Genomic DNA, 12,815 nt, shown 5'->3' with positions numbered 1-12,815 from the left:
GGCACGCGATTTCGCCTTCGTCCAAAGCGACGATTTTTCGCGCGCATCGCGGGTTTTCCCGCAACGATCCCCGCAAACCGCAGTCCTCGAACAGGCAGCCCATGCGTCATTCGTTCTCGATGGAACACGCGCTGGCCAGCGGCAAGCTCAATGCCCCGGCCGCGCATGGCGATCACGTCGCCCGGCTTGCGCTGTGCGAGGCGATCTGCCGTCCGGAAGGACCCAAGGTGGTGGTGGCGCGCGGCCCTGCGGGCTACGGCAAGACCACGTTGCTGGCGCAATGCCAGGCGCGTCTGCAAAGCGCGCCGATGCGCACCGCCTGGCTGACGCTGGACCGCGCCGACAACGACCTTTCGCGCTTTCTGCGTTGCCTGATGGCGGCGCTGGGTGCGCTGTCCGGCGACGCCAGCGCGGCGTTCGCCGCCCACGATTCGGAGGACACGCTGGCGCTGGCGCTGGTCGAGGCCGTGGCCTCGCACGAGGCGCCGTTCGCCCTGGTCCTGGACGAGTTCGAAGCCATCACCGCCCCCGCAGTGCTGGACCTGGTGCAGGACCTGATCGGGCGCCTGCCCGCGCACGGCCGGCTGTTGATCGGCTCGCGGCACACGCCCGGGCTGGCGCTGGGCCGCTTGCGCGCGGCCAATCAGCTGCTGGAGATCGACGCCGCGCAACTGTGCTTTTCGGTGGACGAGGCCACGCAGTTCTTCGCGCGCCGCCAACCCATGCTGACGCCTGCCGAGGTCGAGCTGCTGCATCGCAAGACCGAGGGCTGGGCGGCCGCGCTGTGCCTGGCGTCCGCCTCGCTCGCGCGGCAGCCGTCGGCCGCCGCCTTCATCGAACGGTTCTCCGGCAGCGACCAGTCCGTGGCCGACTACCTGGCGCAGGACGTGCTGGCCAGCCAGACACCTGCGCTGCGGCGCTTCCTGCTGCGCACCAGCATCCTCAAGCAGCTCAGCGCGCCGCTGTGCCAGGCCCTCGTGCCCGACCTGGACTGCGCGGACCTGCTGCAGCAACTGGAAGACGGCCACGTGCTGCTCACGCGCACCGCCACCGACGAACGTCATTACCGCTATCACAGCCTGTTCGCCAGCTACCTGCAGTCGCAGCTACGCGCGCAGGCGCCGGGCGACATCGCGCACCTGCACCTTGCGGCCTCGCGCTGGTATGAGGCGCAGGGCCGGCCCGTGCCGGCCATCGACCACGCCATCGACGGCGGCGACTTCGGCCGCGCGCTGGCGCTCTTGCAGACGCACGCCGGGCCGCTGCTGGCCGAGGGCCGGATGCGCCTCTTGTCGCGCTGGCTGGGCCAGTTGCCCGCCGCCGTGCTTGCCACGCGGCCGCTGCTGCAGGCCATGCAGATATGGGCCACCTGTTTCACGCGCGGTCCCGGCGAGGCGTCCGCCTTGATGGCGGACCTGAAGCTGGCCGGCAGCGCCGATCCCGCGGTGCAAGCACACGTGCGCGCGTTGCAGCCGCTGCTGTTGTCCATGATGGATCGTCAGGAAGAAGCCTACGCCGCCGGGATGCCCAGCGTCGCCTCGCTGGGCGACGCCCTGTCGTTCACCGACACCGCGCTGGCCAACGCCATGGCCAACGTCAGCGCCGTCCTGGGCCGCTACCACGAAGCGCGCGCGCTGCTGGACACCGCGCGGCGCGCGCAAAGCCGCAGCGCCAGCACCTTCAACCTGATGTACTCGGAAGCGGTCGAGGGCATCATCGACCTGCAGGAAGGGCGCATGCGCCAGGCGGGCGCGCGCTTTCGCATGGCGGTGCGCGCCACGCGCAAGGGCGCCTACGGACAGGCCAACGGCAACGCCTGGGCCGGCGTGCTGTATGCCGCGTGGGTGTATGAGACCGGCGACCTCGCGCAGGCTGCGCGGCTGCTGCAGGTCTATGTGCCGCTTGGGCGCGACGTCGGCTTGCCGGACCATCTGATCCTGGGCTATCTGATGCAGGCGCGTGTGGCGTTCTATGAAGGCGATGCCGAACAGACCTTCTACCTGCTGGGCGAACTGGAGTATCTGGGCCACCAGCGCGGCTTGCCGCGCATCGCGGCCAGCGCCCGCGTCGAGCGCGCACGCGTGCTGCTGATGCAGGGCCATCCGCAGGCCGCGCGCGACGAACTGCTGCGCGCGGACGACGCCGACCTGTGGCGCCGCGTGGAAGCGCTGCGGCTGCCGGCCAACGACCTGTTGTATCCGCGGCTGGGACGTTTGCGGTGCGCGGCGTATGACGGCGATCCCGCCGCCGCGCTGCTTGAACTGGATCAGGACATCGCAAAGGCGTTGGCGGCGCGGCGCGTGCGGCGCGCGTACAAGCTTCAGTTGTTTCGCGCGGTGGCGCTGTCGCGGATGCAGGACGATGGTGCGGCAGCGGCGCAGCTTGCGCCGCTGTTGCAGACGGCGCAATCCGAAGGCCTGTGCCGCGTGCTGGTGGATGAGGGCGCGGCGCTGGCCGACCTGTTGCAGCGCCATGCCGCGTCAGCGGCCGGCAACGCGTGGTTGGCGTCAGAAGGCGCGCGTGCGTGGTGGCAGCGCTACCTGGCGCAGGTCGACCCCTACGCAGCCGCTCCGATCACGCCGGTCGCCCAATCGCCGTGCGCGGAAGGCCTTACGCCCAAGGAGCTGCGCGTGCTGCGCCTGTTGGCCGAGGGTCATTCCAACAGCGCCATCGCGCGGCAGCTCTTCGTTTCCGAGAGCACCGTGCGCACGCATCTGCGCCACCTGAACGTCAAGCTCAGCGCCGACAGCCGGACGCAGGCGGTGGCGCGGGCCCGCAGCGCGGGCCTGCTCTGACCGAGCCGGTGGTGACTCGGTCCAACGCGGCCCGGCCTGGCGCGGCCCGACCGATCGCGGCCCATCCGATCGCGGCGCGCCAATCGCGGCACGCGCGGACCTGACTTATTCCGGCGTGTTGATCTGATCCGCCGAGATGATCTCCGCCACCAGCACCTGCCCCGGACCGTCCAGGTAATACTCCTCCTTGGCCGGCTCGCGAAGCTTCATGTAGGCGTCCTCGCCGATCTGCATGGTGTGGCCTGCAGCCAGCTCAGCGCCGCTTTCCAGCATGTAGCCCATGATGTTGTTGAACATGGTCGAGTACATCTCGCCCTCGTCATGGCCCGTCGCGAGCGCCGCGAAATCCGGCAGGCCGAACGCATCGCCGCCATAGGTGCGCATCCACACGCCCTGCACGCCTTCCACTTCATACTTCACGAAGCCGCAATACAGCATGTTCAGCGGCAGCGTGCGCAGGAGGTCCATGCTTTCGTCGCCCAGCGACTCGTCGGCAAACACGCCGGCCGGCAGCGACGTATGCGCATGCTCGTTCAGCACCGCCAGCGCCTTGAAATTAGCCAAGGCGCCCGCCACCGCGGCCATCGCCACGTACTGCTCCAGCGGATCGGTCTCGTAGCCCGCGTAATACAGGATGATGTGGCTCACATGCGCGCGGACCTCGTCCTTCACCGTGGCCGGATAGTGAGACGGCGCCACGCAGGTTTCCAGCGCGTCCTTGGGGTAGGGCGCATTGAAGCCTACCAGCCGCACGACGTGCTTGTCCCAGCCGACCATGCCCAGGAATTCCGGCATGTCGGGCGCGATTTCGGCGCGCGCCTGTTGCATCGTCGGGTGATACGCGCGCAACGCATCGGTCAGCGCCGCCTCGGAAATCGCCAGCGGCGCGGCGAACAGGACCTGCAGGCTCAACGGCTGCGCGATGTCCGGATTCGCCAGCAGGGCGTTGGAATCCGCGGGATCAGCGGCGTCGGTGGAGGCTTCCTTGCGGCCGAAGAAACGGGAGAAGAGGCTCATGCGTGTCCAGGGTTCGAAATAAAAACGGGGACAGTATAAGGATCCCGCTGGCGCATGCACCGCCGAGGTCGCCATTGGATACATCTTCGCGCGCCCGCTACTCCTCGAATCCGCGCGTCCCCACCGTCTCGACCACGAAATCAATGAAGGACTTGATGCGCGACGAGATCGCGGTATTCCGGTAGTACACCGCGTTGATCGGCTGCCGCACTTCCAGCAAATGCTTTACGAACAGCGGCTGCAACGCGCCGCTTGCGCGGTCGCCGCGCGTCATGAAGTCGGACAGGCACACGATGCCGCCATCGTTCAGCGCAAGCTGGCGCAGCGTCTCGCCGCTGTGGGCGCGCACCTGCGGCTTGATATGCACCGGTTGGCCGTCCGCATCCAGCAGCGGCCATTCGTTCAGCGGTTCCAGTTGCGCAAAGCCCAGCAGCACGTGCGAGGCCAGATCCGCAGCGCGCCGCGGCGTGCCGTGCCGCGCCAAATAACCCGGGCTGGCCAGCACACGCACCCGGCTCGTGCCCAGCGCCACCGCGTGCAGCGACGAGTCCTTCAGACGCCCGATGCGAAACGCCAGATCGGTGCGCCGCTCCAGCAGGTCGATGTTGCCTTCGTTGCTGGTGAGCTCCAACTCCACCTGCGGATAGCGCTTGCGATAGGCCGGCACCAGCGGCGCGATGACGTGCAGCATGAAGGGCGACGCCGCATCCACGCGCAAAAGGCCCGCGGGCTGGTTGCGGCGCAGGTTCATCAGCTCTTCGGCCTCCTCGACCGACGCGATGATCCGGCGCGCCTGCTCCAGGTAGGCCTTGCCTTCTTCGGTCAGCGCCAGCCGCCTTGTCGTGCGCCGCATCAGCGTGGTCTGCAGCTTTTCTTCCAGCCGGCTCATGGTGCGGCTGGTGGCGGAGATGGTCTGGCCCAGCACGTCGGCGGCGGCGGTGATGGAGCCGCTGTCCACGATGGCGATGAAGACCTGCATTTCGTCGAGGGTGGTTTTCATATTTGACGTTTTATCAAAAGTATTTCGCCGATACCGGTATTTTTCCGCAAGGATACGGCGGGCACACTACGTCCATTCCCGAACACTGCACGTTCGGCCACGCACACCCCCAGGAGTTTTACATGAGCATCCCCGCCTTTGGCGTCGGCACCTTCCGTCTGCAAGGCCAGACCGTCATCGATTCCGTGCGCAACGCGCTGGACGTCGGTTACCGCGCCATCGACACCGCGCAGATCTACGAGAACGAAGCCGACGTCGGCCAGGCCATCGCCGAGTCCAACGTGGCCCGCGAAGACCTGTTCATCACCACCAAGATCTGGGTGCCCAATTACGCGAAGGACAAGCTCGTCCCCAGCCTGAAGGACAGCCTGGCCAAGCTGCGCACCGACTACGTGGACCTGACGCTGATCCACTGGCCCGCGCCGGACAACGGCGTTTCCGTCGACGAATTCATGACCGCGCTGGCCGACGCCAAGGCGCAAGGTCTGACCCGCCAGATCGGCATTTCCAATTTCCCCATCGCGCAAACGCGCGCCGCCATCGCCGCCGTGGGCCGCGAAGAAATCGCCACCAACCAGATCGAGCTCAGCCCCTACCTGCAGAACCGCACGCTGACCGCCTTCCTGAAGGAACAGGGCATTCACGTCACCTCGTACATGACGCTGGCATACGGCAAGGTGCTCAAGGATCCGGTCATCGGCCAGATCGCGCAGCGCCACGAAGCCACGCCCGCGCAGGTCGCGCTGGCCTGGGCCCTGCAACTGGGCTATGCCGTGATCCCGTCGTCGACCAAGCGCGACAACCTGGCCAGCAACCTCCTTGCCCAGGACCTGCGCCTGACGGACGACGACATGACGCAGATCGCCGCGCTGGAACGCAACGGCCGCGAAGTCAGCCCGGAAGGGTTGGCGGCGGAATGGGATTAACCCGAAGCGGACAGAACCGAACGCGACTGAACTGAACGGAATTCAACCATGCACACGACTGATCCGCTGTTCCAACCGCTGGCGCTGGGCAGCCTGACGCTGCCCAACCGCATCGTCATGCCGCCGATGACACGCTCGCGCGCCACGCAGCCCGGCGATTGCGCCAACGCGCTGATGGCGCGCTATTACGCGCAGCGCGCCGGCGCCGGCCTCATCGTCAGCGAGGGCACGTACATTTCGCCGATGGGCAAGGGCTACGCCGGCACGCCCGGCCTATGCACGACCGCCCAGGTGGCCGGCTGGCGCGGCGTGACCGACGCCGTCCACGCCGCCGGCGGTCGCATCTACGCCCAGCTCTGGCACGTGGGCCGGCTGAGCCACACCAGCCTGCTGGGCGGACAGGCGCCGGTGTCGTCGTCTGCGATTCAGGCAGAGGGCGTCAACGTCTTCATCCAGAACGAAGACGGCAGCCCCAACTTCGTGCAGGCCTCGGCGCCGCGCGCGCTGTCGGTCACGGATATCCAGGGGATCGTCGAGGAATACCGCCAGGCCGCGCGCAACGCGATCGCGGCCGGGTTTGACGGCGTGGAGCTGCACGCGGCCAACGGTTATCTGGTCAACCAGTTCCTGGATTCCGAGGCCAACAACCGCACCGACGCGTACGGCGGCTCGCTGGAAAACCGCATCCGCTTCCTGGACGAAGTGGCGCGCGCGCTGGTCGAAACCCTGGGCGACCCGGCCCGCGTCGGCATCCGTCTGGCGCCGCTCACGACGCTGAACGGCTGCGTGGATGCGGACCCCGTCGCCACGTACACCGCGGCCGCCAAGCGCCTGGGCGAGATCGGCGTGGGCTACATCCACATCGCCGAAGCCGACTGGGACGACGCCCCCGACATGCCGTTGTCTTTCAAAGCGGCGCTGCGCCGCGCGTATCCCGGCGTGCTGATCTACGCCGGCAAGTACACGGCCGAGCGCGCACGCGATGCGCTGCAAGCCGGCTGGGCGGACTTGATCGCCTTCGGCCGTCCGTTCGTGGCGAATCCCGATCTGCCAGAGCGCCTGCGTCACGACGAACCGCTGGCCGAGCACGACAGGAACACGCTGTTCGGTGGCGATGCGCGCGGGTTGACGGACTATCCGGTGTTCGGGGCGCGGTAAATCCACACGCCCCAAACGAAGCCGCCCGCGCGCCAGAATTGGCGCGCGGGCGGTAAGCCGTCATCCGGCCGGTTTACTGCGCTTCGTAGCGCGGCGAGCGCGGCCCGTACAGCATGCCGCCGGGCGTGCCGGCGCTGAGCAGTTGCGCGTTCGTCATGCCGGCCACGCTGTAGCTGCGATCCGTCAGGTTGTTGACCACCTGATCCACCACCGCCTGCACCAGCATGCCGATCAGGCCGCCGTTGCTGTTGTTGTTGGCATGCACCACCTGCTTGGAGCCGCTCCAGAGCTTGGCGCCGTTGCGCAGGTCGAGCAGTTCAGCGTCGATCGAGACCGTAACGGTGCTGGCCAGGACGGCGTAGCTGGCGCCGTACTGCTTGACCGTCATGTACAGCGCCGCATCGGCGCCGAAGATCTCGCGCAGCTTCACGGCGGGCAGCTCGTGGATGTCGTCGGGCGAAGTCAGGCCGTTCTGTTTGAACGTTTCTTCCATGACGCCAACCGGAATCACGTAGTAGCCGGATTCGGCGAGCGGGCGCGTGGCCTGCGACAGCACGGCCGCGGTGGCCGACACGTCGACCGACGTATTCAGCGGCGGCAGCACCAGGATCGACGCCGGCTTGCTTTCGCGAAACGCGGTGTAGTCGACGTTGTTTTGGGGCGGCGCCACGCAGCCGGTCAGCAGCGCCACGATGGCCACGAGGCCGGCGCGCATGAGTTTGTTCATCATCACGATCCCTTCTTCAACGTGCCGGCCTCGGCGGGCGCGGCCGGCGCGGCGGCAGCGGGTTTGACCGAAGCGGGCGAACCTGCGGCGGGCGAACCCGCGGCAGGCGCCCCCGCAGCCACCGTACCCGCCCCCTGCGCGGCAACCGTCTGCGGCTTGCCCGCGTTGCGCAGCAGGAAGTCCATGAAAGGCGCGGCTTCCGGGAAGGCCGCCTTCTCGCCCTGCATCTGCTCGACGCCCTTGTCGCCGTCGCCCATCTTCATGTAGAGCATGCCCAGATGCGCACGGAAGCCGGGCGGCAGTTCGGCGTTGGACGCGCGCGCCGTCTCGATGTTCTGTTCCATGGCGAGCGTCTGGGTCGCGTAATCGCCGCCGTCGTCCTTCAGGTAGGAATAGACCGAGCCCTGATAGGACTGCCAGCTATACATGGATTTGGGCTGCTGCACGCAGGCCGACAGCACGCCGGCAAGGGCGGCGATCGCCAGTGCGCGGCCCGCGCGCGCGGCGCCCGTGCGGGGTTGGTGGGTATGAATGGTCATCCCGGCCTCCGTCAGTTGCGGGCGGGCTGCCAGGCGCCCTGTTCGATGCCGTCGACCAGGCGGTCCACGGCTTCACGGATGGCCAGGTCCAGCACCTTGCCGTTCAGCGTGGAGTCGTAGCCGGCGGTGCCGCCAAAGCCCACGACTTCGCGGTTGGACAGGCTGTATTCGCCGGCGCCGGACGCGGAATAGACCACTTCCGAGGTCGTGGCATCCACCACGTTCAGGTCGACCTTGGCATAGGCCACCTGTTCCTTGCCGCGGCCCAGAATGCCGAACAGTTGCTGGTCGCCGGTGACCTTGCGGCCGAAGGCCGTCACGTCGCCCGTGACGACGTAGCGCGCGCCCTTGATCTGGGCGGCCTTCTTGTTGAACGCGGCCTCCTGGGCGATTTCGGACAGGTTGTCGCGGTCCATCACCTGGAATCGGCCGCTGCGCTGCAGGTGGCTGACCAGGATCGTCTTGGCTTGGCCGCCCAGGCGGTCCACGCCGTCCGAGAACACGCCGCGCAGGTAATTGGTGCGGTTGTCGAACTTGCCGACGGAAATGGGGCTGCGCACGCCCGCGTACGGCTTGCTGGCCGCCGCGACGGCCGGCACGGCCACGGCTTGGGAACGCTCGGTGGCGCAACCCGCCACCACGGTGGACAGCAAGGCCAATGCCCCGATCTTTACAACCTTGTTCAACATCTTTTTCTCCAGGCCGCTCCTGGCGCCATTTGCGGCGGGCGGCATCCGTCCATTGAATTGAACCCGGAGTATATGTACTGAATTACTTAGATACTATTTGAAATAAAGCCCAAATTCCGGTCCTTTTTGACGCTCAACAAGGAAACTGCGGATTACCGCCTAACCAATAAGTATGGTTTTCGGGCGCCGGACGCCCAGCGCGGCGGCGCCGGGCCATACACTGCCTCATCGCAGCGCGCGCCAGCCTTTGCACGGCCCTTCGGTCAGCGCGCCAACGACGGGAGCCCCTCCTGGTATGAACGATCCAACGCCCGACGATCCCTCCTGGCTGCGCCCGCGGTTTCTCCTGGCGGTCGTCCTGACCGGCCTGTTCGCCGGTCTGGGCGGCATGCTGCTTGGCATGTTGCTGCACGCCGTCCAGCACCTGGCATACGGCTACGGCGGCGGCCACATCATCAGCCACGAATCCTTTCTTGAAGGCGTACAGGCCGCCAGCGGCCCGCGCCGCGTGCTGGCGCTGGTGCTGTGCGGCCTGGCGGCCGGCGGCGGATGGTGGCTGATCTATCGCTATGGCCGTCCCCTGGTCAGCGTCAAGAACGCGGTGTCAGACCCCACGCAAGCCATGCCCCCGGCGACAACGATGGCGCACGCCATCCTGCAGATCATCACGGTGGGCCTGGGATCGCCGCTGGGACGCGAGGTGGCGCCGCGCGAAGTCGGCGCGCTGGCGGGCGGCCGGCTGGCCGCGCTGCTGCGGCTTGCCCCCGCGCAGCACCGGATCGTCATCGCCTGTGGCGCCGGCGCGGGGTTGGCCGCCGTCTACAACGTGCCGCTCGGCGCAGCGCTCTTCGTGCTGGAAGTCCTGCTGGGCTCGTTCGCCTGGCCTGCTGTCGTCGCGGCGCTCATTGCCTGCTGCATTGGCGCCGTGGTGGCCTGGGCGGGATTGGGCAACGACATCCAGTACGCCGTACCCGCCATGCAGATCAACGCCAGCCTCGTGGTTTGGGCGATCGCCGCCGGGCCGCTGTTCGGATGCGCGGCCCACGGCTGGCAGCGGCTGACCGCCGCGGCGCGCGCCCAGGCCGCCCGGGGCTGGCAATTGCCCGTGGCCTGCCTGGTCAATTTCACACTGATCGGTCTGCTTGCCATCTATCTTCCCGCGCTGCTGGGCAACGGCAAGGGGCCGGCGCAACTGAGTTTCGACAATGAACTGACTATCGCCCTGGCCGCCACGCTGGCCGTGATGAAGGTGGTTGTGGTCGCCTGCACGCTGCGCGCGGGCGCGGAGGGCGGTCTGCTCACCCCCGCCATCGCCGTCGGCGCATCAATGGCCGTCGTGCTGGGCGGCCTATGGAGCCTGGCCTGGCCCGATTCGCCGCCCGGCGCATTTGCCGTCGTGGGCGCGGCCGCCTTTCTGGCCTCGTCGATGCGCATGCCGCTCACCGCGGTGGTGCTGATCCTGGAATTCACCCGGGTCGACCAGGCCTTTCTTGTCCCCATCATCGTGGCCGTGGCCGGCTCGGTCCTGACCAGCCGCTACCTCGCCGCCCGCGGCGCGCGGCTTGCCGACGCCCCCGCCGCCGCGCGCACCGCTTCCTGAAATCCGGAGATCCGCATGTCCCAAGGCAAACCCACTGGCATCCACCGCTACGACGCCCCGGCGGGCGGCTGGGGCGCGTTGAAGGCGACCGCGCAGGCGGTGGCCAACCAGATGCGCATTGCCGAAGCGCCCGTGCTGCTCTTGCGCACCAACAAGCCCGACGGGTTCGACTGCCCCGGCTGCGCCTGGCCCGACAAGGCGCATACGTCCACGTTCCAGTTCTGCGAAAACGGCGCAAAGGCCGTCACATGGGAAGCCACCCGCAAGCGCGTGACGCCCGAGTTCTTTGCCGCGCACACGGTGACCGAACTGCTGACCTGGACCGATCACGACCTGGAGAACGCAGGCCGCCTGACTCATCCGCTGGCCTACGACGCCGCCAGCGACACTTACCAGCCCATCGAATGGGACGCCGCCTTTGCACGCATCGGCCAGACGCTGGCCAGCCTGCCGGACCCGGACATGGCCGAGTTCTATACGTCGGGCCGCGCATCCAACGAGGCCGCGTTTCTCTTCAGCCTGTACGCCCGCGAATTCGGCACCAACAATTTCCCCGACTGCTCCAACATGTGCCACGAGGCCACCAGCGTCGGGCTGCCCAAGGCCATCGGCATCGGCAAGGGCACGGTGTCGCTGGACGACTTCGACGAGTGCGACCTCATCATCTCGATGGGGCACAACCCCGGCACCAACCATCCGCGCATGATGGGCACCCTGCATGAATGCGCGCGCCGCGGCGTGCCCATCATCGTGTTCAACCCGCTGCGCGAGCGTTCGCTGGAGCGCTTTGCCGATCCGCAGGACCCGATCGAGATGGGCACCTTCGGCTCCACGGCCATCGCCTCCACGTACTACCAGGTCAAGGTCGGCGGCGACGCCGCCGCGCTCAAGGGCATCATGAAGGCGCTGATGGACGCGGACCGCGACGGGCGCAACACGCTCGACCACGAATTCATTTCGAGGCACACGAACGGCTACGAGGCCTTCGCGCAGGACCTGGACGCCACGAGCTGGACCGACATCGAACAGGCCAGCGGACTGCGCCGGCGCGACCTGGAGCTGGTGGCCGAGGCCTATGCGCGTTCCAACGCCACCATCGTCACGTACGGCATGGGCATCACGCAGCACGAAAAAGGCACGAGCAACGTGCAGCAGATCGCCGCGCTGCTCTTGATGCGCGGCAACTTCGGCAAGCCGGGCGCAGGCATCTGTCCCCTGCGCGGGCACTCCAACGTGCAGGGCAACCGCACGGTGGGCATCACCGAGAAGATCGACAACACCATGTTCGACCACGTCGAGCAGACCTTCGGCTTCCGGCCTCCCAACCGCACCGGCCATGATGCGGTCGAAGCCATGAAGGCGATGGCCGCGGGCCGCGCCAAGGCGTTGATCTGCCTGGGCGGCAACTTTGCGATTGCGCTGCCCGATACCGAGGCCTGCGAGCGCGGCATGCGGCAACTGGATCTGGCGGTGCATCTGAACACCAAGCTGAACCGCTCGCACCTGTTGATCGGCAAGGCGTCGATCATCCTGCCGGTGCTGGGCCGCACGGAGAGCGACGTGCAGGCCGGCGGCGCGCAATCGGTCACGGTCGAGGATTCGATGTCGATGGTGCATGCCTCGCGCGGCAAGCTGGTTCCCGCCTCGCCGTACCTGCGTTCGGAACCGGCCATCATCGCCGGCATGGCGCAGGCGACGCTGCCGAACAGCCGCGTCAACTGGGCGCACCTGATCGAGGACTACGACCGCATCCGCGACCTGATCGAAAAGATCTATCCGGATTTCCGCGACTACAACGCACGAATCCGCATTCCCGGCGGCTTCCGGCTGCCGCTGCCGCCCACCGAGCGCATCTGGAAGACGGCGTCGGGCAAGGCGGAATTCATTCCGTTCGCGGGTTTGCGCGAAGATCCGGATATCGTCGAAGGCAACATCTTGCGGCTCACCACGCTGCGCAGCCACGACCAGTACAACACGACGATCTACGGCATGGACGACCGCTATCGCGGCGTGTTCGGCCGGCGCGACGTGCTGTTCATGAATGCCGCCGACCTGGCGCGCTACGGCATTGCGCACGGCGACGAGGTCGAGATCGTCACCAGCCTGCCCGGCCAGACGCACCGGCGGCTGCGGCTGACGGCCATCCAGCATGACATCGCGGCAGGGTCAGTGGGCGCGTACTACCCGGAAGCCAACAACCTGTGCCCGCTGGATTACCAGGACTCGGCAAGCGGCACGCCCAGCTACAAGTCGATTCCGGTGCGGATCCAGAAAGCGGCCTGAGCGCCGCCGCATGCCCCCGGCCGCCGCGCCTCATCCCTCTGGACGAGCGCAAGCGGGGCCGGATGATGCGTAAGCACCATT

General features: G+C 67.6%; 10 protein-coding genes. 5 read left to right on the top strand and 5 right to left on the bottom strand.

Features of this window, described 5'->3' with window-relative positions; all coding sequences use genetic code 11:
* The first annotated feature begins 101 nt into the window (after positions 1 to 101).
* Positions 102 to 2,795: a LuxR C-terminal-related transcriptional regulator gene (locus tag MHZ91_RS19455; RefSeq protein ID WP_239215265.1), complete on the top strand. Its 2,694-nt coding sequence runs from the start codon at positions 102 to 104 to the stop codon at positions 2,793 to 2,795.
* A 105-nt stretch (positions 2,796 to 2,900) separates the two neighbouring features.
* On the opposite strand, the gene MHZ91_RS19450 is transcribed toward MHZ91_RS19455, so the two are convergent.
* Together MHZ91_RS19450 and MHZ91_RS19445 are read right to left on the bottom strand one after the other, a co-directional pair.
* A complete protein-coding gene (locus MHZ91_RS19450; protein WP_175123789.1) occupies positions 2,901 to 3,812 on the bottom strand; it encodes a DUF4261 domain-containing protein in 912 nt (303 codons plus the stop codon).
* Between the two features lie 97 nt (positions 3,813 to 3,909).
* Entirely contained in the window at positions 3,910 to 4,812 is a 903-nt protein-coding gene (locus MHZ91_RS19445) for a LysR substrate-binding domain-containing protein (protein WP_175137126.1), read from the bottom strand.
* A 122-nt stretch (positions 4,813 to 4,934) separates the two neighbouring features.
* Between MHZ91_RS19445 and dkgB the strand changes: the two genes are divergently transcribed.
* Positions 4,935 to 5,738, top strand: coding sequence for a 2,5-didehydrogluconate reductase DkgB (gene dkgB / locus MHZ91_RS19440; protein WP_239215264.1), 804 nt, complete (start codon positions 4,935 to 4,937; stop codon positions 5,736 to 5,738).
* 48 nt (positions 5,739 to 5,786) lie between these two features.
* Positions 5,787 to 6,896 carry an alkene reductase gene (locus MHZ91_RS19435; protein ID WP_239215263.1) on the top strand — a complete coding sequence of 370 codons (1,110 nt, stop codon included), beginning with the start codon at positions 5,787 to 5,789 and terminating at the stop codon, positions 6,894 to 6,896.
* A gap of 73 nt (positions 6,897 to 6,969) precedes the next feature.
* Here MHZ91_RS19435 and MHZ91_RS19430 read toward each other — a convergent pair whose 3' ends face one another.
* From MHZ91_RS19430 to MHZ91_RS19420, 3 genes are read right to left on the bottom strand one after another with little or no spacing between them, the layout of a single operon-like run.
* Complete coding sequence (locus MHZ91_RS19430; RefSeq protein ID WP_175123793.1) at positions 6,970 to 7,626, bottom strand: DUF799 domain-containing protein; 657 nt, start codon at positions 7,624 to 7,626, stop codon at positions 6,970 to 6,972.
* Positions 7,626 to 8,162, bottom strand: a complete 537-nt coding sequence (locus tag MHZ91_RS19425) for a DUF4810 domain-containing protein (RefSeq protein ID WP_239215261.1) — start codon at positions 8,160 to 8,162, stop codon at positions 7,626 to 7,628. Before MHZ91_RS19425 ends, MHZ91_RS19430 begins: the two co-directional genes overlap by 1 nt.
* An 11-nt stretch (positions 8,163 to 8,173) precedes the next feature.
* Positions 8,174 to 8,851 (bottom strand): CsgG/HfaB family protein, encoded by a 678-nt coding sequence (locus tag MHZ91_RS19420; RefSeq protein ID WP_175123795.1) that lies wholly within the window; start codon positions 8,849 to 8,851, stop codon positions 8,174 to 8,176.
* A gap of 295 nt (positions 8,852 to 9,146) precedes the next feature.
* Between MHZ91_RS19420 and MHZ91_RS19415 the strand changes: the two genes are divergently transcribed.
* Positions 9,147 to 10,451 carry a chloride channel protein gene (locus tag MHZ91_RS19415; RefSeq protein WP_239215259.1) on the top strand — a complete coding sequence of 435 codons (1,305 nt, stop codon included), beginning with the start codon at positions 9,147 to 9,149 and terminating at the stop codon, positions 10,449 to 10,451.
* Positions 10,452 to 10,466: 15 nt separating this feature from the next.
* Positions 10,467 to 12,734 (top strand): FdhF/YdeP family oxidoreductase, encoded by a 2,268-nt coding sequence (locus MHZ91_RS19410; RefSeq protein ID WP_239215257.1) that lies wholly within the window; start codon positions 10,467 to 10,469, stop codon positions 12,732 to 12,734.
* Positions 12,735 to 12,815 lie beyond the last annotated feature (81 nt).

The organism is Achromobacter sp. ACRQX, from assembly GCF_022346505.1.
In the GTDB taxonomy this organism is placed as follows: Bacteria; Pseudomonadota; Gammaproteobacteria; order Burkholderiales; family Burkholderiaceae_B; genus Achromobacter; species Achromobacter animicus.
Note: the sequence above shows the minus strand (reverse complement) of the source record. Positions and strands in the feature narration are given on the sequence as shown.